The organism is Sporosarcina gallistercoris (assembly GCF_014836415.1).
Taxonomy (GTDB): domain Bacteria; phylum Bacillota; class Bacilli; order Bacillales_A; family Planococcaceae; genus Sporosarcina; species Sporosarcina gallistercoris.
Genome location: NZ_JACSQY010000009.1, coordinates 115,866 through 139,585, shown reverse-complemented (window position 1 = coordinate 139,585; position 23,720 = coordinate 115,866). Strand labels below are relative to the sequence as shown.

At 43.0% G+C, this 23,720-nt stretch carries 11 protein-coding genes and 1 pseudogene; 10 read left to right on the top strand and 2 right to left on the bottom strand.

The window, feature by feature from the left end; all coding sequences use genetic code 11:
* The first annotated feature begins 269 nt into the window (after nt 1–269).
* From H9659_RS12190 to H9659_RS12180, 3 genes are all read left to right on the top strand, one after another.
* Complete coding sequence (locus H9659_RS12190) at nt 270–1,289, top strand: hypothetical protein (RefSeq protein ID WP_191690877.1); 1,020 nt, start codon at nt 270–272, stop codon at nt 1,287–1,289.
* Nucleotides 1,290–1,637: 348 nt separating this feature from the next.
* The gene (locus tag H9659_RS12185) at nt 1,638–2,600 is read left to right on the top strand and encodes a 2-hydroxyacid dehydrogenase (protein WP_191690875.1); all 963 of its coding nucleotides are present in this window, start codon (nt 1,638–1,640) and stop codon (nt 2,598–2,600) included.
* A gap of 589 nt (nt 2,601–3,189) precedes the next feature.
* Nucleotides 3,190–3,885, top strand: a complete 696-nt coding sequence (locus tag H9659_RS12180) for a uracil-DNA glycosylase family protein (RefSeq protein WP_191690873.1) — start codon at nt 3,190–3,192, stop codon at nt 3,883–3,885.
* 219 nt (nt 3,886–4,104) lie between these two features.
* Here H9659_RS12180 and H9659_RS12175 read toward each other — a convergent pair whose 3' ends face one another.
* Together H9659_RS12175 and H9659_RS12170 are read right to left on the bottom strand one after the other, a co-directional pair.
* The gene (locus H9659_RS12175) at nt 4,105–4,314 is read right to left on the bottom strand and encodes a hypothetical protein (protein ID WP_191690871.1); all 210 of its coding nucleotides are present in this window, start codon (nt 4,312–4,314) and stop codon (nt 4,105–4,107) included.
* Between the two features lie 358 nt (nt 4,315–4,672).
* Nucleotides 4,673–5,200 (bottom strand): annotated as a pseudogene (locus H9659_RS12170) (MFS transporter); the annotation flags it as partial.
* Nucleotides 5,201–5,488: 288 nt separating this feature from the next.
* Here H9659_RS12170 and H9659_RS12165 point away from each other — a divergent pair.
* The 7 genes from H9659_RS12165 to H9659_RS12135 all read left to right on the top strand — a co-directional run bounded on the left by H9659_RS12165 (nt 5,489) and on the right by H9659_RS12135 (nt 23,650).
* Nucleotides 5,489–10,285 (top strand): beta-N-acetylglucosaminidase domain-containing protein, encoded by a 4,797-nt coding sequence (locus H9659_RS12165; RefSeq protein ID WP_191690869.1) that lies wholly within the window; start codon nt 5,489–5,491, stop codon nt 10,283–10,285.
* Nucleotides 10,286–10,835: 550 nt separating this feature from the next.
* A complete protein-coding gene (locus H9659_RS12160; RefSeq protein ID WP_191690867.1) occupies nt 10,836–14,339 on the top strand; it encodes a right-handed parallel beta-helix repeat-containing protein in 3,504 nt (1,167 codons plus the stop codon).
* A gap of 162 nt (nt 14,340–14,501) precedes the next feature.
* The gene (locus H9659_RS12155; protein ID WP_225217819.1) at nt 14,502–16,664 is read left to right on the top strand and encodes a M28 family peptidase; all 2,163 of its coding nucleotides are present in this window, start codon (nt 14,502–14,504) and stop codon (nt 16,662–16,664) included.
* A 262-nt stretch (nt 16,665–16,926) separates the two neighbouring features.
* On the top strand, nt 16,927–18,510 hold the full coding sequence (locus H9659_RS12150; protein ID WP_191690865.1) for an S-layer homology domain-containing protein: 1,584 nt from the start codon (nt 16,927–16,929) through the stop codon (nt 18,508–18,510).
* A gap of 1,091 nt (nt 18,511–19,601) precedes the next feature.
* Nucleotides 19,602–19,910, top strand: a complete 309-nt coding sequence (locus H9659_RS12145) for a hypothetical protein (RefSeq protein WP_191690863.1) — start codon at nt 19,602–19,604, stop codon at nt 19,908–19,910.
* 562 nt (nt 19,911–20,472) lie between these two features.
* Nucleotides 20,473–21,870: a YfcC family protein gene (locus H9659_RS12140; protein WP_191690861.1), complete on the top strand. Its 1,398-nt coding sequence runs from the start codon at nt 20,473–20,475 to the stop codon at nt 21,868–21,870.
* A gap of 148 nt (nt 21,871–22,018) precedes the next feature.
* Nucleotides 22,019–23,650 carry a helix-turn-helix domain-containing protein gene (locus H9659_RS12135; RefSeq protein WP_191690859.1) on the top strand — a complete coding sequence of 544 codons (1,632 nt, stop codon included), beginning with the start codon at nt 22,019–22,021 and terminating at the stop codon, nt 23,648–23,650.
* Nucleotides 23,651–23,720 lie beyond the last annotated feature (70 nt).

The window sequence follows — 23,720 nt, the reverse complement described above, 5'->3', positions numbered from 1 at the left end:
ACATCGTATAAAGGTCTGAATTAAGCTATTTCCTATAGATCCTTATGTAATACGTATTTAAAATTCTTTAACAAAACTTAGCCATTTAGCAAGTGGAGATGTCCAAGCGTGGTTAGCTAAAACACAGCTTGAACGGATAAGACCACGTGAATGGTGGAATCGCTATCTGTGTGTACGATTACGTATAATAACTATACGGTGACGATGGAATAACGTCGGATCTGGTGAATTTCATTATACTAATTGTATAGAGAAAGGGGATTGGTCCAATGAATACAATTACACGTACGATGTTAGCGACTGCAGGATTGCTAACAGTGGGTGCATGCATAAATTGGGAAAAATCGGAGTTGTTTGCGGGTGTTCTTTTTACTGGACTGGGCATACTGATTGCCATTTCGTTGCATGAGGCTGGCCATGTAGTGGGCGGAGTTATTGCAAAATCGAAGCTTATGTTTTACTCAGCGGGTGTGATAGCGGTACAACGGACAGAGCAGGGGAACCTAAGAGTAACGTGGCCTGAAAATTGGACGCAAGTTTCAGGGTATGTGCAAATCGAGCACGATGAGCAGCGGTTGGAGAAGTCAATCTTATATACCGTTCTTGCAGGTCCGCTCGCAAGTTTACTTGTTTCCAGTCTATATTTCAGTAATCTCTTTCTCTTTCAAGTGATTGGCACCACGAGTTTTTTGTTGTTTGTGGTAACGTCTCTTCCATACCAACTGAATGGTTTTTTCTCCGATGGATATACGGTCCTTCAAGTCGCTAAAAACAATACCGTGTTCACTAACTACTATCGCATGACAAATAAGCTGTTGGCTAAAAGCCATCCTTCTACATGGGACAAAACGCTTCAAAGTAAGGCTTCGAGTGTTTCTGCGTCTAAGTTATCGACTCCTGAATTAGCCATTTATCTCATGTACTTATTCTATAGTGCCATCGAAACGGACAATACCTATTATCTGAAGAAGTTTTATCAGTCGATTGACATACACAGTCTGAAAGCCAATCATAAGAGTGTGCTGGCAGGCGTTTATCATTATTATATTGCCACTCAATACTTTCTTGGCGAGCCGATTACGATATCGAAGAATGAGATGGATGAATTACCGGTCATAGATCCACTCTCATCGGCACGTACGAATGCATTACTAAGTGGGACGCCTATGGTAAACGAAACGTATATGCAGTATGTGAAGACGATAAAAAAGGATTCGCATAGCTTCCTGGAAGCGGAAAAAAGATTTTTCGAACACTTTGTCGTGAATGAACGGAACAGGTTGTTGTGAAAGACAGAGATGTCTTTTGCAACAACCTTTTTAAGTGGTTCTATACATATGAAGGCTATACGGATGAAAGTATGTATCAACGGATTAAAGCGAGTGCAGAAACCCTTACAACTCCCAACTGCAGGAAAGAACCCATCATAGACAACTAGTCTCGCAATGCCCACGATTTAGATTCGTTTCGATCACTTTAAAGAGAAAATCTTGTGAAATATGCAGAACAAAGAAATTCGGATTCTTTTGGAGAAGGGGGACGTGCAAATGATCCCCCCTCCGTATGTGATGAATAACCTCTTTTTCAACATGTAAGTGTGCTACACTATTGTCAATTGCGAGAATAGGAGGATTTCGATGAAACCAAAAATCTTTTTAACGAGAAAAATGGACGAGCGAGTGATAGGCCCGCTTCAAGAAAAGTTCGATGTTCGGATGTGGGAATCGGAAAGTGAGCCGGTTCCGCGTGAAGTTTTATTGAGAGAAGTGGCGGACGCAGATGCGTTATGGGCGGTCATCTCTGATACGGTCGACCGAGAGCTGATTGAAACGGGGAAGAAGCTGAGGGTTATTGCCAATATGGCGGTCGGTTACAATAATATCGATCTGGAATCAGCGAAGGAACATGGAGTTTTAGTGACGAATACACCTGATGTCTTGACGGAGACGACAGCGGATTTGACGTTTGCTCTTCTTCTTTCGACTGCACGTCAATTGACGTTTGCTGAAAGTGAGTTGCGGAAAGGCAATTGGAAGTCCTGGTCGCCGATGGGGTTCACGGGAATGGATGTCGGCGGTGCAACACTCGGTATTGTCGGTATGGGACGAATCGGTGAAGCGGTTGCGCGCCGTGCGAAGGGGTTCAACATGGATGTCCTTTACCATAATCGGAATCGCAAACCTGATGCGGAAGCGGAGCATGGCTTTGAATATAGAGAGCTGGATCGATTATTGGAAGAGGCGGATTTCGTTGTCCTTCTTACACCGTATACACCAGAAACAGCAGGTCTGATCGGTGCAAGGGAGCTGGGACTGATGAAGCGGACAGCGGTTCTCATTAACGTATCGCGAGGCGGAATCGTCGACGAAACAGCTTTGTACAACGCGCTGGCGGACAACACCATTTGGGCAGCAGGGCTGGATGTGTTCGAAACAGAACCGGTACCGCTAGAGAACCCGCTACTTTCATTACCAAACGTTACAGTCCTTCCGCATATCGGGAGTGCCAGTATTAAAACACGACTTGCAATGATGGACTTGAATGCCCAGGCGATTGTGGACGTTCTAGAGGGACGCGAACCGAAAAATATCGTTAGGTGAGAGATGGGAGTTTGTGTGGATTGTGTCACGCTGTGCAGAACACGCTTTCCTGCGATCCACATGATTCAGTACTGCGCTTGAGTTGTATCGTTTCCAGAAAGGCTATTCCTATTAAGACGTAAATAGGTGGAAGACATGAAAAAAGGATGCCAAGATTTCATTGAATCGGACTTCAATGAAAGCCTGGCATCTTTTGTATTTCTTCTGTTATCTGAATTAACCTCTTTTCCGTAACGTGAAATTGTCTTCAAGAAACAGCCAGTTTTTGGGGAAGGGATATCTGAATACCCAGTAACCGATTCCGCGGAGGTTAATTCCTTCACCAAGTTAGTAATTACGTTGTCGATAGATTAGTATTCAAATTTTTCTTCCGTTTTGAAAAATCTTAGCATAGCCCCACCTTCGCCTTTACTAATCAAGTGAATACTGCAGCTTGAAAAATGAATAGTGGAGAGTATTTTAAATATCATGTCATTTTATAGTGACATTTGGTACCATTATAAACAGGGAATACCACATAAGAAATCAGAAGATAACGAAAAGTGTTTTGATGATGTATGATGGGGTTTGGAAGAAGGAGGGGTGACCCTTGGATAAGATCATCGATTTGCATCTATCTTTTATGGACCGTCTGATTGAAGAGGGGAACGTGTTGCTGGAGTTGGAGAGAGAGGGCATTTCCATACTGCCCGGATTTACAGAGCAGGCGGATCTTATCCGCTCTTATTACAAAAAGTTCTACTCCAAGACAGGCCGTCGCATCGTCTTTTGCGGAATAAATCCCGGTCAATATGGTGCAGGGAAAACGGGAGTGCCATTCATCGACTTCCATGGAATTAGTCGGCTCATGCCCGGGTATGATCAAGAGGATAAGGAGAGAAGTGCCCAATTCATGCTGTCCATCATTGAGGAATATGAATTCGGTGAGTTTCAGGATGCTGTGTATTTGACCAATCTTTCTTGGTATGGTTTCATGCGTGACGGCAGGAACTTGAATTATTATATTCTGCCTCGTACTGTTCGACATCATTTTATCGATTCCTTTGTGGAAGAGATGAAGATTGTACAGCCTTCTTTCATTGTTCCTCTCAGTGAAGAAGTGGGACGGACTCTCCGTCAAATGGCTAAAGACGGTCAATTGGAATACCCGATTGCAGAGCGTCTTCCACATCCTCTTCACGGCTCGTTTCCTACAAATTTGAAAAAAACACGTATGCGGTACCACAAGTGCATCGAACAGCTTACAGGACTGAAACGAAAACAAATTGACAGTAATGAAAGCTGAATTGTATGTTAGGTGCCTGCGTGAGAAACTTTCATGTTTGTTTTGTGCGCGGCTACCTTTCACTAGTGCACTATTGAAGAACAGAAGGACGCTAATTGACGCGAACTGTAGTTTTTTTGAAGTAAAGCGTTTAAAAGGAGATGCGAAAGAACAAAGGAAATATAAAAATAGCACCAATTTCTTGGAAAAGAAATCAGCACTTCGTTTGTTTACTATAGGTTAACGCGCTTCTTTCGGTGGTTGGCACACGTCGCACTTACGTTGGTTTTTATTGTTGAATTTCGTAAATGTTTTTTCGAAGTTACTGCCACACGCACATTTAAACAGTAATTTCTGAGAAAACCCGTGATATTCCGTCGTTAACAACTTACTTTCCGAATTGTTCTCAACAAACTTCTTAATCTCATCGATTGTCCATCGCTTTTGCATTCTCTGACATCTCCTTATTTCGTCCGTTCAATTATGAGTGATTATCCTAAGCTTCTCATTATAGCATGGATGGCACTACAATGAAGATATACTCAAGATTTCATTGGCTTCAGAAACCTTCGGGTTTGTTCAAACAATCACGACTGTTCTGAAAGTGTCTATGACTGTGCACTATGAAATCCAGTCACTCATCGAGCAATTGGAAAGTCTTACGGAATAGAAGTCATCAGCTATCCGACATATGAGAGACATCATGATGCATGATGTGAAAAGCGTTGAAACGCCCAATGAAACAGCCATTCAGAAGCGGATTATACGCTGCCCGATGGCTGTTTTTTCTGTTCCTTCATTCATCCATTTAAGATGCAGTATGAACTGTATCCAACTCCTGATTCTTCCGGTCTTTCACAGCCCAGATGGCAGTCAGTGAGATAAGTGTGGTGAAGATGATATAGAGAGCGACGGGTACATAGGAATCATTGAATTTCAGCAGCAGTGTGGCGGCGATCAAGGGCGCCGTGCCTCCGGCTAAGGCTGCACCGATCTGATAGCCGAGGGAGATTCCCGTATATCGGACTTCCGGAGCGAAGGTCTCTGAGAACATCGTGCCAAGAACTGCTGTGATGGGTGCCAAGATGACGCCAAGGCCGATGATGGTCGCGAGGAACATCATGAAGTTCGAACCTTCGTTCAGCATCCAGAAGTAAGGGAATGCATTCAATCCCATTGCAATGGTTCCGAAAATATAAAGTGGTTTGCGTCCGACTTTATCGGATAGTTTCCCCATGAACGGGATGAGGATCGTGGTGATGATTGTTGCGACCATGACTGCCATAAGCACTTCGCTGTTTGAGTAGCCGACGTTTTTGGTTGCGTACGAGACGACGAGTCCGCGTGTTTACAAACTGCTCAGTACCGGACTGCAATTCCGGTTCTTTTTCATTACGAAAATCGTGTCATTTTCTTCCTATTGTGCAGTGACTGTTGCTTTCAACCTGTATGTATGTTTCATTTCTGGTTACTTATCACTATAATGGTCAGTGTATTCTGAATTATTTATAATTCGTGATTCTTTTCTGTCTGCATATATGGTATATTGCTAGGTAACTGGTATATACCAGCTGTCTATACCAGTTGAGAACTGCATCAAAATCATGAAACGGAGGAATGGGTTTTGAAGAGAAGTAAGAAGTCCATTGGGAGTTTGACTCTAGCTTGCATCATGTTTGTAAGCGCTGTTATCGGATCGGTCGGGATAACGGGAATTGACGTGGTACACGCTGCTGAACCAGCCGGTGATATGAAACCGTATACAATTTATCCAAATCCGTATGAGATCAGCTATAGCGGACAGCATTTTGATGTAAGCGATTCCGTGAATGTCATATATGAATCGCAAGTAGATCAATATACGAAAAATAGAGTAGAGGAACTTTTGAGCTCGAAAGGAGTGAAGTTCTCGGAATCTGCAGAAATCGTGGCAGACAAAACAAACTTCTTAGTCGGTCTTCATCAGTCAGGTGAGTCGGTTGACACCTATTTCAAGGAGAACCAGTTGACTGACGAAACCATCTTGGCGAAGCTGGATGCGAATATCGTATCAGTTAAAAAGAACGTAATTGCTGTATTAGGAAAAGATGTCGATTCCGCTTTCTACGGGGTGACTACGCTTAAACATATTTTTAAACAAATGCAGAACAGCACCATTGAAGAACTCACAATTAAAGACTATGCGGATGTAAAAGGCAGAGGATTCATCGAAGGATATTACGGAGAACCTTGGTCAAATGAAGACCGTGCGGACCTTATGACGTTCGGTGGAGACTTCAAAATGAACTCGTACATCTATGCACCGAAGGACGATCCGAAACATAACGGGAAATGGAGAGAGTTGTATACACAAGAAGAGCTAGTGAAACTCAGTCAACTTGCTGAGGCTGGCAATGCCAGTAAGACTAGATTCGTATATACCCTGCACCCATTCATGAATAATGCAATCCGTTTTAACACGGAAGAGAATTATCAACAGGACTTAGCAATCATTAAAGAAAAGTTCACGCAGCTCATGGATTCGGGAGTCAGGAAATTCGGGATTCTAGCAGATGACGCGGGCGTACCTCCACAAGGGGCTGAAACGTATGTCCGGCTGATGACCGATTTAACAAATTGGCTAGTGGAGAAACAAGCCGATTATGATGGTCTCGTCACAGACATGATTTTCTGTCCGAATGACTATATGGGATGGGGGCAAAGCGCACAAATCCAGACACTAAGAAAGTTGCCGAAGTCTGTTAGTTTAGTTCAGACAGGCGGGAAGGTGTGGGGAGAAGTTTCCAATAATTTCACTTCGACGTTTACAAATAATGCAGGCAGAGGCCCCTATTTGTGGATCAATTGGCCTTGTACGGATAATTCCAAGCAGCATCTGATCATGGGTGGGCAGGAAGTATTCCTTCAGCCAAATGTGGATCCTGAAAACATTGAAGGCATTGTGTTGAATCCGATGCAGCAATCGGAACCGAGCAAAGTGGCGATTTTTGCAAATGCCGACTACGCTTGGAATATTTGGAGCAGCTCTGAAGAAGCAGATCAAAACTGGAACGATGCGTTCGCCTATGTGGATCACGCCAACAATAACGAAACAGCTGCTTCGAATGCGCTGAAAGAGTTGTCAAAGCATATGATCAATCAAAACATGGATAGCCGTGTCGCAAAGTTGGAGGAATCAGTTGAATTAGCTCCGAAATTGAACGCTTTCAAAGCATCATTAGGGAAAGAACCGATTACAGACAAGGCATCGGCATTGATTGCTGAGTTTGAAATCATTCGGGACGCTGCACGAACTTACAGAGAGAATCCTGGAAATGCGAGAACGAGAGATCAGATCATCTATTGGCTGGACAGTGCTGAGGATACAGCGAATGCAGCGATTTCTTTGCTGAAAGCCGAGATTGCACATGAGCAAGGGGATAAGGCAGCAGTGTGGGAAAACTACAGTCAAGGTCAAGCCGCTTTCGATTCTTCAAAGAATCACCCATTCAGATATATCGATCATTACCAATATGCAGAAGTCGGTGTCCAGCACATCGTCCCATTCGTCAAAACCTTATTGAATGATGTGTCCTCCAAGGTCCAATCCATTGTGAATCCGGACTTGAACACAGCGAGGGTGATTACGAACCGTACGGATACGCCTGCAGGGGACTTGAAGAATCTATTGGATAACAACACCAATACGGATGTCGTATACAAGAATCCGAGCTCCATCGCCGCAGGCACGTATATCGGCGTTTTGTATGAGAAGTCATTTACGCTCAATTCAGCACGTTTTGAACTTGGAAGGATCGGAAATGACAACGATACCTTCACAGCAAGTAAGCTGCAGTATACAGTGGACGGCGATACGTGGGTCGATGTCGAAGGCAAGGTATATGGCCATGTCAAACAGGTCGCTGAAGACAACTTGAATCTGAAAGTAAAAGGCGTTCGTCTAATTGCGACCGAAAATCGTGAAGGCACATGGTTTGGGGTCAAAGATATTGTCGTCAACGAACAACAGGACGAAACTGAAGTGTTTGAATCCACACTAATTGTGCCGGAGCATTTCAAAATCTACCAAGGAACGGAAGCGAATTTGTTCGACGGGAACGACACGACGTTTGTCTGGTACAATCCATCCGGTACTGTGAAAGATACCTCTGTTGCCGGTGATTACATCGGTGTAGACTTGCTGAAAGTCAGAGAGCTGGGCAAAGTCTCCTTCGATATCGGCAGAGACAACGTCGATAAATGGACGGATTACCAGCTGGAATACTCAACGGACAATGTGACGTATACAAAATTCAAAGAGTATAAAGGGAAAGCGTCGGGAATGGACAAAATCGCAGAGGATCTGACAGGTATCCAAGCAAGATATGTCCGGATAAAGAACCTGAAAGACGTCCCTGTCTGGCTGAAATTCAGCGGCATCCAAGTGGAAGCTGCAAAGAAGGACTCCGGGTTCACGTACACGAACAATGAAGCGTATAAAGGGATCTCTTCTCAGCATACGCTTGAAAAAACGAGCTTGAGTCCAACGCAGGACATCACACTACAGTCAAATGAGTATATCGGTGTGAAACTGGAGCGTATCAAAGAGTTGGCAAATGTTGCTGCGACTGAAACTAGTAGGAAATTGACACTTCAAGCATCAGCTAATGGAGTGGAATGGGTCACGCCTGCTGAAGGGACGCTTGCCCGTTACGTACGCTTAGTCAACGAGACAGACGAAGCAGTCACATTCAACTTGGATGCATTCGATGTCACTTCCAAGGAACTGCATGGACCGGAGTTCGTGGGGACGACAATGGGGATTGCGCCTACTTATTCGGAGAATGATTCCAGAAAGAAAGGCACGTTGTTGAATCTGTTCGATAAGAACTACGGAACCAAAACGATTTTTGCTGATTATCAAAGAAAAGGTGAAACCATCACCTATTCCGTAGGAGAGCCACGGGTTTTCAACAGTCTCCGAGTCTATAACGATGAAAACGACGTGAACTATATCCGCGATGCCAAAGTGCAAGTATCGATGGATAACGAAACATGGACGGATGTTGCGACGCTGGGCGATGGGCAGGATAATCTAGCTGGCGGAAAACCGGATTACGCAGATAAAATCAGAGACGGCTACACGCATGATTCCGTGAATCCAGGTAATTACTATTTCGGAAATGACGCAATTGGCGGTATTGAAGCGAAATACATCCGGATTATCTATACAGCCAATTACCCGACTCGATTTGCGCATATCAATGAAATTCTGATTAACGGTGGAGAGTTCGTCAAGACGGATAATAACCCGACGTATGCAGCGGATCCGATTGAGGAAGAAGGATTCGGTCCGGACCGGTTATTTGATGGAGATTTGACGACGGCTTTCAAGCCGAATATGACGGATCGGACAGATGGATCATTAACGGTTCGTCTATCGGAAAAAACGGACGCAACGGCAATCACGATTGTCCAAGGATCGAAGAATATCTCCAATGCAACTGTCAGTGCAAGAGTGGGTACGGAACAATGGGTTGAATTAGGGACACTCGATAGCAGCCTGAATACATTCTACAATTCATCTTATGACCATATTTTTGAAATCAAATTGTCTTGGGGAGATATCCAGCCTCTCATCTATGAGATGAACATTTCCAACAACCAAGATCTCGTGGAGAAGGTTACGAAAGAGGCGCTTGCCGCATCCATTGAAGAAGCCGAGAAGAAAGAGCAGGCCGACTATACTGCTGAAAGCTGGGAAGTATTGAGTAAAGCGTTGCTCGAAGCGAAAGCAGTGAACCAGAAACCGGATGCAACACAAGCTGAAGTGGATCAGGCTGTAACTAACCTGACAGCAGCACTGGACAATTTGGCAGTCAATCCGTTGACTCTTGAATTAGAGGTGGAAAACGCTACCATCACAGCGGGAGAAGAATTGGATTTGCGATCACTGATAACGCGTGCATTAGATTCAAAAGGAAATGATGCGACGCAAACGGTAGTCATCGACTCTAGGGATTTTGACAACCAATTACCGGGAACTTACAAAATCACATTCACCTTGTCGGAGGACGGAGTTGAAGATGCCATAAAGACTTCAACTGTCACTGTTGAAAAAGGGGCATCACTGCCAATCACTGAAATTGCAGATCTGTTGACTCTACTTGAACAATACGAAGAGTCCGGTGATATTCTAGACAAAAAAGCGGGGAGCGAATTAGAAAAACAGATCAAGAAGATAGAGGAAACCGCAACTAAGCATAAAGATAAAGACAAAGATAAGAAAGATGAAGAGAAGCGAAATGAAAAAGTCATTCATGAATTGAATAAGTTCAAGTCTTTGCTGGATAAGCAATTACGAAAGAACCAAATCACGGAGGCGGCTCACCTTGGGCTAACACAAGGTGCAGACACGCTGATTGCCAACAGGCAGGAATGATAGACTCTAGAGCAAAAAAGTCACTGATTGAATTGGCGTAAAACGATTTAGGTATAGTGAAAATGGAAAAACAAAATCCTTAACCACTGGTAAGTCACAGCGGGTTAGGGATTTTTGTTTTGCATGGAAATTGTCTTGGGATTCATTATGAAGTTGGGGGATGGAGGAGTTATGGGAGTGAGGGAGTAAAGTGTATATGTGGGTGACTATGGAACATACGCTCATGTAACGAATGGAAAGGAACAGTACAAAAAACTGTTGTATTTGTTTTAATATCCAATATTATTTTTTGTGTGGATAAGCTGTGTGTTTTATCTTATCGCAGGTGGCTCAATGACTGCATCACTGCTGACTAGTATGTTAAAATGGGGATATAATTCATTGATCGAAAACCATTAAGTGGTCAGGAGACTGTTTCTTTGCAGTTTCTTTTTTATGTCTGCTCGTTACCTAGTAGCGAGCTAAAGTTCGACATGTCACTTGAAGAAAAGTACTCTCTAAAAGTGTATCCAGACTGAGTTAACTTAACGAAAGAAAGGAGGAAAGATACATGACGATCCTAAACGTTTCAGTGCGTCCCGATTCAAGCTATCCAACAATCACATCCGCAATTCAGTCAGCTTTGCACGGAGATACGGTGGAAATTGAAGATGGCATCTACCATGAATACTTACAAATTGATAAGCCGCTTATCCTTCGAAGTGCAAGTGAGGACGCACGGTCAGTCTGCATAACAGGCGGTATACATATCGATGCAGCGGATGAAGTTCGGATTGAATCGATCACTGTCGGAAACGGCACGGCGCCGGTTGACTATGGACTACATATCGAGTCAGGGCAAGTAACGCTTCATCACTGTCTTTTCTCTAAGATTCAAGGAAAAGCGATGCGAGTGGATGAGAAGGCAAACGTGTCGGCAGAGCATACCGGATTCAAAAAAAATATACAGGGCATTGAAGTGTCAGGGTGTCTCGCTCTGTTCGATTGTATAATAGAAGAAACAACCGAGAATGCACAACTTGCTGTGCAGGATGGAGGGGAACTTGCCCTGACGGATTGCGGAATTTTAAGTGGACAAGAAGAGGGAATCAGCCTGACAGGCGGCAGTCGATGCACGGTTACGAAGAGTTCCATCATCGGAAATAGCGGAGCACAAATTTCCATGGAAGAAGACAGCTTCTTAGCTTTGGAGCAGACGAACTTCTATTTAGGGAAGGCAACTGGAATTTCTAGTGATCATTCAAAAGGAATCATCAAAAACTGTAACTTCAACATGCAGCATCTCGCTCATGTCGACCTTAAAAATGACTCTCACTTCCAAGTCGAGTCCAGTACATTCGAAAACGGAGAATCCGAGGGAGTGAGCATCAGCAATTCCTCTGCTGAGATTACGGACTCGCTATTCAAAGGTCAAAAAAGCGATCAGTTAATTTGTATTGAACAAAGCAATGTATCGATGAAACGAACGCGGTTGGTCTCAGGGAAAGACAGGGGGATAGTTTGCGTGAATTCTACGTGTACGATCATTGAATCCGTGGTGAAGTACCACCAGATGACGCAGCTGTCTGCATTTTCCGAAAGTGTTTTAACGATTCTCGATTGTGACATTGAGAAAGGAAAAAACAAAGGGATTTACGCTGCCGACAGTCAAGTGAAGATTTCCGATTCCCGAGTGAGTCATCATAAGAGCGCTCAGGTTTTTGCTTCGGAACACTCTGAATTGACGGTTTCTGCAACTGAAGTGAAAAGTGGGAAAAGCGTGGGCTTGTCGGCTAAAGAATCGACGTTGAATGTATACAACTGTATTATCTCTGATCAGAAAGGTTCCAACATTTCACTAGGTTCCGATGTTCAAGCACAAATTGCAGATTGCAGGATTTCAAATGGAGAAAAAAATGGGGTGCTCATAGGTCCTGGGACAGTCGTGTCAATGGAGCGGACGGTTCTGTTTCATCATAAAAGACCGCAAGTGAGCGCATCGAAATCTGCCGAAGTTTCCCTGACAGAGTGCGAGCTTTACGAAGGCAATTCGTCTGGAGTGTCGTTCAGTCAGGTGGAACGTATTGAAGTGACGGATACTAGAGTGCACGGGCATCGTGATGACCAAATCGTTTTGAAAGAGTGCCCTTCGGCTATCTTTAAATCGATGCAGGTGATGAATGGAAAAAAGGCGGGATTACGTGTAGAGAAATCCGCTCCTCTATTGGAAGATTGTCACTTTGACAACAACCGTGCGGGAGATCTGGATAGACTGGATGACAGTAACCCATTACTGAAAAACACAGAGTTGTCGGTACCTGCAGTTTCAGCAGGACAAGATGGACGAGTTAACGTGGGCACACTGGCAAAACAAACTAAAGCAAAAGATTCACCTGTTAATGAAGAAATGATGAACGTCTTAATGAATGCGCTGGACGAGTATATCGGTCTTGAAGTGATTAAAGATAAAATTCGCGATATGAAAAACTTAGTGGAAATCAATCAATTCAAAGCAGAAAAAGGGTTACCAACCATTGAGGTGGTTGCACCCCATATGGTCTTCCAAGGGAATCCAGGCACAGGGAAGACGACCGTTGCACGACTCATGGGCGGGGTTTTTAAGTGGCTCGGTCTATTGGAAAAAGGGCATCTCGTTGAAGTGAAGCGGGAAGATCTTGTTGGAACCCATGTAGGGAGTTCTGAGGAATTAACGAAGATGAAAATCCAAGAAGCGATGGGCGGGGTACTATTCATAGACGAAGCATACTCCCTTATAGCAGGAAAGAACTCAAGCAACGATTATGGACAAAAAGTGATCGACACATTGCTGCCTGCGATGGAAAATCATCGTGGTGAATTTGTCGTGATTGCTGCAGGTTATACGGAGGATATGGATCGCTTCTTAACGTCCAATCCGGGTCTGAAAGATCGATTTACTGAAAAGCTTTTCTTCGAGGACTATACACCTGACGAACTATTGCGAATAGTGTTATCCAACTGTGAAGGAAGTTATTCTGTAACAGAAGCTGCACAGCGTGCGATTCAGAATGAGTTCATTGAACGATATCGTAAGCGCGACCAGACATTTAGTAATGCTCGAATGGCACGCACACTTTACGATCAAATCGGACTAGCCCAGTCCTTGAGAATTGCCAAGTTCTCACGGGACCAATGGACAGAAGAGTTATTGACGACTTTTGAAGAAGAAGACGTACTTCAGGCAGTAGGAAAGCGGGATGTTAAGAGTTACAAGGTTCCCATTGACGAGGAACTGCTTTCGAAGAAAAGAGCGGAACTCCATCAGTTCATCGGTCTGGAAAAAGTGAAAGCTGAAATTGATGAAATGATTGAACTGATGAGGTATTACAAAAGGGAAAACCATTCAGCCGAAAAGCTGATGAACCATACGTTGCTGATCGGAAAACCCGGGACAGGTAAAACAGAGGTCGCCCGCGTGCTTGCAGGTATCTATCAAGCGCTCGGATTACTCGAACGAGGCGAGCTGATTGAAGTGGATCGCAGCGATTTAGTCGGTACTCATATCGGTGAAACAGAGAAGCGCACAGCTGATCAGATTGAACGGGCAATGGGAAGTGCGCTGTTCATCGACGAAGCGTATACACTCGCAGGTAGCGGAGAGAATGACTACGGTAAAAAAGCGGTGGAAGTATTGCTGAAGCAGATGTCCGATCGACAAGGAGAGTTCTTGCTGATCGCGGCAGGCTATGAGAAAGAAATGACCCGTTTCCTGGACAGCAACGCAGGACTCCGCCGCCGTTTCGGGCTCACGTTACATTTTGATGATTATACGCCTGAAGAACTCATGGAAATTACCGAACTCTATATTCAAGGATATGTCCTCACGATAGAAGCGAAAAATATGCTGTATGGACATTACCAAGACATTTATCAAAATAGAGACGACCACTTCGGAAATGCGGGTCTGGCTAAGAAGATGGCTAAAGAAATGACTCGGAAAGTCGACTATAGAATGGCGATTGCGAGCAGTAGCCAGTTGAGTGATGGATTGAAAAAAGAGATTACAATAGGTGATTTGGTTTTGTTGGAGAGCTGAATCTTTAATAGGTACCTTCGCAAGAAACTTTCGTGTTTGTTTCCCATTCATGTTTGTTTCGCGCATAGGTACCTTTTAGTTTTTTCAAAAATGAGTCTTGCGAAAAACCTGTTCTTAGCGTTTAATAAGCTAGTCATAAAAAAACGAAAAGGACTGTGATACATGAAAAAGATTGTGAGCTGCTTGACGTTGTCGATGCTTGTCGGAATGTCACTTGCAGCGTGTACGCCACAAGAAGAAACGCCTGAAGTGAAGGAGGAGTCAGTTGAGGATGCAAAGACGGTTCCCGTTACCGATGGAAAGGAACAGTACTTATCATCAGTGGATGTAGAGTATGCTTTTGACTTCACTAAGGGATTGGAAGAATATAAAACCAATGAGAAATTAGGCTATCGTACTGCCGGATCGGAGGCGGAACGGAAGATAGGTGAAAAAATCGGGGAAGAAATGAAGAAAATCGGTCTTGTTGAAGTGACAAAAGATAAGTTCAAGGTCGATAGCTGGGAATTCGAGAAAGCGGATTTGACCTTTACAGACGTGGATGGACAAGAACATCTTGCTGTGCTAGGTGGGTATCAAGTCAACTTCGACACAAAAGGTGTGAAGGAACTTGAGGTAGTCTATGCGGGTAAAGGGACTGCTGCCGATTTGGAAGGGCTCGATATCCAAGGGAAACTCGTTTTGATCGATATCAATCAACGGGAAGAATGGTGGATTAACTATCCGACGTACCAAGCTCATCTAAAAGGAGCGGCCGCGGTGATTGCAGTGCAAGAAGCCGGGTATGGCGAAGTGGATCCCGATGCGTTGAATGCACAGGATATTTGCGGACCAGATGATGCGCCTGCGTTTTCCATGTCCCAAACAGATGCAGGGAATCTAAAGAAGGCCTTGGAAGCAAGTGATACAGGGAACCTTACCGTCAAGTTCGATGCAAAATCCACTGTGAAAATGGATGGGGAATCGTACAATTACTACGGGAAAATCATTGGTAAAGATCCCGATTCCTATATCCTCCTATCCGGGCATTACGATTCTTATTTTGCAGGATTCCAGGATGACAACGCGGCAATCGGTCTGTTGATGGGAATCGCAAAAGGGATGATCGACAGCGGCTATCAACCCGAAAAGACGATCATCTTCAACGCGCTTGCGGCCGAAGAATGGGGCGTTTCGAACTCCCGATACGATTGGTCCACAGGAGCTTACAACCAAATCTTCAACATCCACCCTGAATGGGTTGGAAAAACATTTGCCAATATGAACTTTGAACTCCCAGCATTTGAACATACGACTCAAGATGAAATACGCTCCGTCTATGAGCTGAATAACTACCTGACTGAGTTTGCAAAGGAAGTTCCAAAGCTTTCCGATGTGTATAAAGATGGAATTTCGGTCGTCTCTCCATTACGTACGTGGTCGGATGACTTCTCATTCGGTATTGCAGGTGTCCCTGCACTTCGTAATGATTTTCAAGATAGCGAATTCATGCACTCCCATTATCACTCCCAATTCGATAGTGAAGATGCATTCAATGCAGAGGCGCTGAAATTCCACTTGAATCTCTATGGATTACTTACCATGCATTACGACCAGACGGCAATTGTGCCACTGGACTTCACCACTCGTCTGAACGCGATGAAAGAAAAGGTCGACACAGCAGTATTCAAACAAGCATCGGTCGATTCAGATGGTTTGATTGAAGAAATCGATCGTGTCGCAATACTTGCAGAAGAGGTGAATACGAAGGTAGCTGAAGTGAATGAAGAATACGCAGCTGCACTCAAAAAAGGTGATACGGATACAGCAAAGAAACTCTATGAGGAAAGCCGTGAATTGAACAGTGGTTTACTGGCTGCCTTTAAATATGCTGAAGACCAATTTGTCCGGTTAACGTGGGAGGACGAACCAATTTTTCCTCATGAACACGCACAAAATAACGTCACGAACTTAGCAGCATCTATTGCTGCATTGGAGAAAGGCGATATCGCTGCTCCTTTGGACGAGTATTTATACGAAATCGATAACAACTGGTACGCGTATGACTTCGATAAGGAAGTATATGATTACTTCACAGACTATGTCATGGAAGCTCCAAAAGAAAAACTTATGTGGGGCGCTGGTAGAATCGTTGGTCATGAAGACCTGTTCGACACCATCCATTCATTGAAGGTGAAAAAAGAGCAAGCCAATGCGGACGTTTCAGTCGAAATCACAACATTGACAAGTGCTCTTGATCGACAAAAAAAGCTGTTAGATGAAACCGTAACAGATGAAACAGCTAGTGTGAAAAAACTAGGTGAATTTTTAGCTGAGTTAAAATGATGAAAGAGGAGTCTCTAGCGATTTTATGGAGGCTCTTCTTTTTGTGTTTTTCAGTTTAGTAAGTGTGCGTCTCTCAAACAGGAGAGTGATCATGTTCCAACAAGAATCGCACTAAATGGAACTGGATTCGAATTACAATGTTCGCTCTTTCCTAAATGATGGAGTGAGGCAGGTCTAAAGTGTAAAAATAGGCTAATGGATACAAGCATTGGAAGAGCTACGCCTTTATAATGAATTGAGTTTAAGAGAGAGGAAGAGCGGATTGAAAAAAAGGTTACATGTCTTAATGATTCTAGTATTGTGTCTCGTTATTTTTGCAAGTCCAACTGGTTCTGCAAAAGCTACTGGTTTTTCGGATGTCTCCAGTTTCAAGAAAGAGATCGACTATTTGACTCAATTAGGGGTTATCAATGGATATAATGATGGAACTTTCCGGCCATCTGTAAAACTTACACGTGCACAAGCCGTTGTCATGATCATGCGTGCAATTGGCATGCCAGAGTCGAATAGCTTCATTAAAGATCCAGGGTTCGATGATGTCGGACCATCCAAATTCGGGTATCGCGAAATCGCGGTTGCTACATCTGCGATGATCATCAGCGGTAAGAGCAGCACGCAGTTCGACCCGAACGGAAATATTACACGCGCTGAAATGGCGAAGGTCATTAGTAAAGCATTTAAATTGAAAGGGGTCTATGTGTCAGGTTTCACAGACGTCTCGACAGGTTACTGGGCATCTTCTTTCATATCTTCGTTAGCAGCAAACAATATCACGGTGGGCTATAGTGATGGTACATTCCAGCCGAAGCAGCCGATCGATCGTGCGCAGTTTTCTGCATTCCTTGCGCGGATTATGAAGCCGATTTTCCGTCCATCCACTGGTTCACCAGCTCATACTGTCTTGGACATACCAGTAGAGTCGTCAATCATTGACTTGGAGAAAGACCCTCATAAACCAGTTGTCTATTATTTGGATAGTAAATCCAAATCACTTGTTCGTCTGGACTTGGCTACAAGAGACAAAAAAGTGATTGGGTTAAGACATCCAGCGGAAAAGCTTGTAGAGAAGAATGGTAAACTTTTTGTAACTCAGCTGATTCAGAGTAGAAGCCCATTTAACTCCATGAAAACGCAAAAAGGGATTATCAATGTATACGATTCAGATGACCTTGCGTTGATCAAAGAAGTGGACGTTAACATCGATCCTTATGATATCGCAGTCGACGATACAGAAACGCTCCTTATTTCATCGGGCTCGGACCAAGGCTATCAGGCTGAAATTCAAACGTACAACTGGAGGACATCCGAAAAGCTGTCTTTCGTAAATGTACCTACACAGCAACTCATTGAACTATCACCAGCACAAAATAGATTGTATTCCATAGAAACTTCCCATTACACAGGCAGAATTGTAACATTCAGCTTAGCGGGTGGGAAACTCGAGAGCGCACCGACGGATCCACGTTATTTTGATACAATGAAACTGAGAGGTTACACTCAAATGACGCCTGGAGGCAAGGTGATGTACAACGGTGATGGGACAGCTTATGCATTAAGCACAGTGCCTTCAGAGGATTTAGCTCCTCTCGGTAAACTGGCTACACCTTTTAGAACGATGACGTTCAACGAAGCAGCAAAGAAATTTTATCTCGCGGATCGTACTGAATCCATTTCGGTCTATGACAATGATACGCTGGATCCATATGCAACATTGAATGCATACGGCAGAGTCGATCGACTTGTCTACGTAAAGGAATTGGGTGAACTTTACGCATTCACCAAATTTAAATACGAAGGAGCCAAAGAGGAAACTTTACTGCTGGAACGCTTTCAACTTAGGAAATAACAATACTATACAAAAATAGACTATTTAAATGACAATTTAAGAAGTAAGTGAAGGATAGCCTTCTAGCCAAGCGATTGGCTGGAGGTTTTTTTTGTATATTTTGGGTAATGCATAAGAGGTCAACCAATTTCGGGTTAGTTTCTATAGAGATGTTTGCACTAACGAAAACGGGTAACTGGATTCTTTGTATATACTGTATTTCTAGTTTCGGATTTTCTTCTGAATCTCACTTTCGTAGAGTAATAGTGGATAGGAAATAGGTAAATAGAACTCTTAAAAGGATATTATTTCATTGTTTTTGAATATAAATAACTAAATCAACTATTGATTGCTATCACCGAATGGTATATTATACAAAGTATGAAAATGGTTTAACAATAAGATTTTGAAAATCTAAAAACAGAAATATCCAATGAGGTGTTGCAACAAGATATCATGTTTTCAATGATCGCCATCTTGGATGAGTTAAACTCAAATGTTGAAGGGGCAAGGTAGAAAATCATCCAATGAACACATTGAGAACGCAATAAAAGAGAGGATTTTTCGACTAGAGAAGAATTCAAATGATTTTATTTACCACTATCAAGTTAAACCTGAGCTCGATTTCATATATTTGAGCCCTTAGTTGAGTTCGTGGTTAGGGAAAGCACCGTGGTGGAAGAAATATAAGCAGACTCTACCGATCCCATTTCTAAAGTGAATGCGAATGATATTGTCACATAGCAGAAGAAAGTGAAGTATTAGGTCGATTATCAGGTAACGATTATTCAACGATGGAAGGACTACGAAGCAATCTATCGTTAGTTTTAAGAGCATGCCATCTATATTTATGAAAAGGATAGTTAGTTGTGGTGCAAGGAATTGTGCGGTACATCGAGGAAAAGTCAGCGTTCAGGAAGTCTTTCACTCCCAGTTCATATAGGACCCATTGCCTGTCCGAAATAGAAGAGTTTTGGGGAGTCTTCATACATAAAATAATATTTGCATAAAATATATTATTTTAAGAACTTTATAATTTCGCTTTGTAGCCGATATGACTCACATAGGGGTATTTATACTTGAATAACTGAAAATGGAAGGAGGAGACAGTTATGAATTTTGAAGAATACTTATCCGCCCGGCATGAGCTGGTCGAGAACTCCAAGAAGCTTTCCGAAGTGACAATTGAACAGTATGTGAATCGGTTCCACAATCTTCAACGCCGAGGCATTTATACAGATGAGCGTGAAGTCACGGATGAAATTTTACAGCAAATTGAACAACAATATAAAAATGGGCTGCAGCATTATCCCATTCCTTTGCGCTATTATCTGGAATACTTGGATTATATGGACCAAACTGCTGAAGTGTCAGCAGAAGAGGTATCCTCTGAAGTTGAGAATACATTGGTGCAAGTGTAAGAATTCTTGAGAGTTTGATGGTGTGGACTTATTGCATCGTCCCATAGATACAACGTTATGGCTGTAATATATGGGAGCCTTCTAGCCGATTAAAAAGCTGGAGGGCTTTTTTACTTGCGTTAATCGTGATTTTTCAATGGATTGTGATTGAAATGTAGTAGATCACATGAAGGCAGATAATAAGCGAATCATAGCAGCTTTCCACAGTTAAAGCCAAGTATGCCCGCCAATTAACTCGTATAAGTTCAGCGAGCTGTTGTTAGACCAGGTAGATTTTATTTAGGCAGTTTATTTAAGAAGTAAAATTTTCTACATCCACATCGAATCGTGCTCGACAATCATCTCACTATAACTCATAGGAGCTAATGACTAAAAGGTCAAAGGATAAAAACGGAATTTAAAAGCTATCGGTTTGCAAAATATTGTTAGAAATTTAATATGATTCATTATTTTTGATTTATCACATTGACTCGATAATGCATCTCCTGTATTTTTAGACTATTAGCGTCCATTAAGCGACAACTGGACGAATAATGAATACATAGTTAAAGGGGAACGTGAGATGCCAGAAAGCAAGAAGCGAAAGTTTGTTATTCCGCATACGTATGCCATCATTTTTTCCATTATTCTCTTAATGGCAGCCGCAACATATTTAATCCCGGCAGGTGAATATGAGCGGGAGGAAGTGAACGGCCGAGAAGTGGTAGTCGATGGGAGTTATCACTCTGTCGAACAAGACCCAGTCTCGATTTTTGAAATCTTTAAGTCAATTCCACTGGGGATGGAAAAAGGCGCAACCATTATCTTTTATATTTTCCTGGTGGGTGGTGCATTCGGTGCGATTCAAGCTACGGGTGCGATTGACGCAGGTATTAATAAGTTAGTCCGGAAGTTAGGGAACAATGAGAAGCTACTGATTCCCGTTGTGATGTTTGTATTCTCCATTCTAGGGTTTACAACCGGAATGGCAGAAGAATCGATTATCTTTGTGCCGATCGGGATTGCGATTGCGCGGGCGCTCGGATACGACGCTATCGTTGGTACAGCGATGATTTCACTTGGAGCTGCGAGTGGATTCATCGGCGGGATGATGAACCCTTTCACAGTAGGAGTTGCACAAGGTATCGCGGAAATTCCGATTTTCTCTGGATTCTTATTCCGCTCCGTCGTTTATGTATTCATTCTGACTGCAGCAATGTTTTACGTGATGCGTTATGCGAGTAAAGTGAAGCAAGATCGAGCAAATTCAGTCATGTATGATTTGGAGCTGGAATTGCCTGCTGAGGATCCGGATTCAATCAAAGATAGCGGTCCGTTCACTAAACGACATATTTTAGTCCTACTTACATTAGGGTCTGGAATTGCCATCAATATGTATGGCGTATTGAATTGGGGTTGGTTCTTGAATGAATTGGCTGCCTCGTTCATAATGATTGGTTTGATCAGCGGAATTATTGGTGGTCTTGGCATTAATAAGACGTTTGCTTCTTATGTCGACGGTATGAAGTTGGTTGCATTCGGTGCTTTAATTGTTGGTTTTGCACGGACGATCCTAGTCGTGATGGAAAACGGAGTGATCATCGACACGGTCATCCACTCTCTGGTAGGTGTTATCTCTGAATTGCCAGCGACATTGACTGTTTTGGGAATGTTTCTATTCCAAGTGGTTCTGAATTTTTTCATTCCTTCAGGGAGTGGGCAAGCAGCAACTACAATGCCTTTGATGGTACCTCTTGCAGACTTGCTTGGTATGGAGCGCCAAATCGCTGTTCTTGCATTCCAATATGGGGATGCCATCAGTAACTCTGCAATTCCAACTTCGGCGGCGCTTATGGGATACTTGGCAGTTGCAGGCATTCCCTATGATCGGTGGCTGAAATTCATATGGAAACTTGTGTTGATATGGATCGGGATTGCAGCAATCGGACTTGTTGTAGCTGTGGCAATTGGTGTCAGCTGATAAAAGGTAATAGATTCGAAGTGAAAGGGTCTTCTAACTGAGTAATCGGTTGGGAGGCTCTTTACTATAAAAAGAGCTTAGACTTTTGCGATAACTATTAAAATGACCGATGATTATGGTAACGGACATTTTACAAAGAGGTGGGACAATGTCAAAAGAAATTGAAATGGATTTATACAAAGCGAATAGGCTGTTGGAAATCAATAAGATGCTGACACAGACTTTACAACTGAACGAAATTTTACACAATGTTGTTCAGGCGGCTTGCGAATTGGTGGAAGTGGCGGATGTAATTCTCATTTATTTGTATGATGAAGAGACAAATTTGCTTCGATTTGCGAAGGGGCAAGGAGTAAATGAAGAGGCATTGGCACGTGTTGAATTTGCTCCAGGAGAGTCGATCACAGGGAAAGTGTTTGTTCATCAGCAGTCGAAGTTGTTTACCTCTCGTTTGGAAATTGAAGAACATATGGAAAATATGACAGAGGAAAATGCTCGGCATTACTACGAAGGGGTTCAACAGCGTCGTGTGAAAAGTACGTTCTGTGTGCCCATTTTAAATAAAAATCGTTGTTTGGGTGTTGTCGTAGTCAATAATTATAATCGGGACAGTATTTTCACTGCGGAAGATATGAATGTGATCGAAGTCGTTGCAGGACAGAGTGCAATTGCAATTGATAACGCTAAGGTGTACGAGCATTTGCAACAAAAGAACGTGTTGTTGGAAAAATCGATGTCCATTCACAAAACGTTCTACCAACTAATTATCGAAGGACGTGGAATTGAAACTGTTATCTCACTGCTTGAAAGAATGATTAGTTCTACCTCCACAGTGCGGTATCACAGTTATCTCGATGTGGAGGAAAATATGCATACCTTTCCGATTCGGAGAGGTATGGATACATTAGGTTATCTTTCATTAACAAAGCCATTTATGCAGTTCAGTGAAATGGAGAAAATTATAATCGAGCAAGCGAGTTTGTCGATTGCGCTCGAACTCATTAAAGAAAATGCCTTGTATGAAAAAGAGATTCACTTCCGAGAGCAAGTATTTAACCATCTGTTAGAGGGGTTATCCGGAAGGGAATTGGAGGCGGCACTACATTATGTGAATTGGCGAACCGATACGCGTGTACAGTGTGTGATTATTGAAGGAAATCAGAAGCCATTATGGCAAGTGGAACAACTGATGGAGAAAGAGAAGTTGATAAAGTCTGTGGAACAAATGCTTCGGTCGGAACGAGTGGATCCGTTGATCTTTACGCGTGCTTTTCAACTGATTATTATTCTACCAGCGAGTCCGGAACAAACAGTACAAGAGCTGCTTTCCAGCATTCGTCAATTGCGACTCGCAAATCTTGACATCGTTTATGGAATTGGTCGGGAAACGTCAGTTCAGGAATTGTCAGTATCGTATAAAGAGGCAATACGATCTGTTGGATACGCGAAACGCTATCAAATTCCTGTTGTAGAGTATTCAATGCTCGGACTTGAACGATTGCTGTATGAGTTGGATCAAGAACTGTTGGAACGGTTTATGAATGATAAGTTACATCGATTGCAATCCGCTGATTCCACGTTGATCCATACGCTTAAACAGTTCATCTGGTCGAATAGAAACCAGAAGCAGACGGCTAAAGAGCTGCATGTCCATCCGAACACGCTTTACTATCGTTTGAAAAAGGTGGAGGAATTACTGGAGATCGACTTTTCTAATGAAAAAGATTGGATTGACTTTGTGGTTGCTTTCCGGATTTATGTGGAGCTCAACGAAAAGTGAATGCAATCTTTGTTGCTACCCACATATATCTATTTTAAATTCTGATTTATTATAATAAATAGATATATAT

Coding starts and splice junctions, on each gene's coding strand:
- H9659_RS12190 (WP_191690877.1), top strand. CDS start 270: ATGAATACAATTACACGTACGATGTTAGCGACTGCAGGATTGCTAACA.
- H9659_RS12185 (WP_191690875.1), top strand. CDS start 1,638: ATGAAACCAAAAATCTTTTTAACGAGAAAAATGGACGAGCGAGTGATA.
- H9659_RS12175 (WP_191690871.1), bottom strand. CDS start 4,314: ATGCAAAAGCGATGGACAATCGATGAGATTAAGAAGTTTGTTGAGAAC.
- H9659_RS12160 (WP_191690867.1), top strand. CDS start 10,836: ATGACGATCCTAAACGTTTCAGTGCGTCCCGATTCAAGCTATCCAACA.
- H9659_RS12155 (WP_225217819.1), top strand. CDS start 14,502: ATGAAAAAGATTGTGAGCTGCTTGACGTTGTCGATGCTTGTCGGAATG.
- H9659_RS12145 (WP_191690863.1), top strand. CDS start 19,602: ATGAATTTTGAAGAATACTTATCCGCCCGGCATGAGCTGGTCGAGAAC.
- H9659_RS12140 (WP_191690861.1), top strand. CDS start 20,473: ATGCCAGAAAGCAAGAAGCGAAAGTTTGTTATTCCGCATACGTATGCC.
- H9659_RS12135 (WP_191690859.1), top strand. CDS start 22,019: ATGTCAAAAGAAATTGAAATGGATTTATACAAAGCGAATAGGCTGTTG.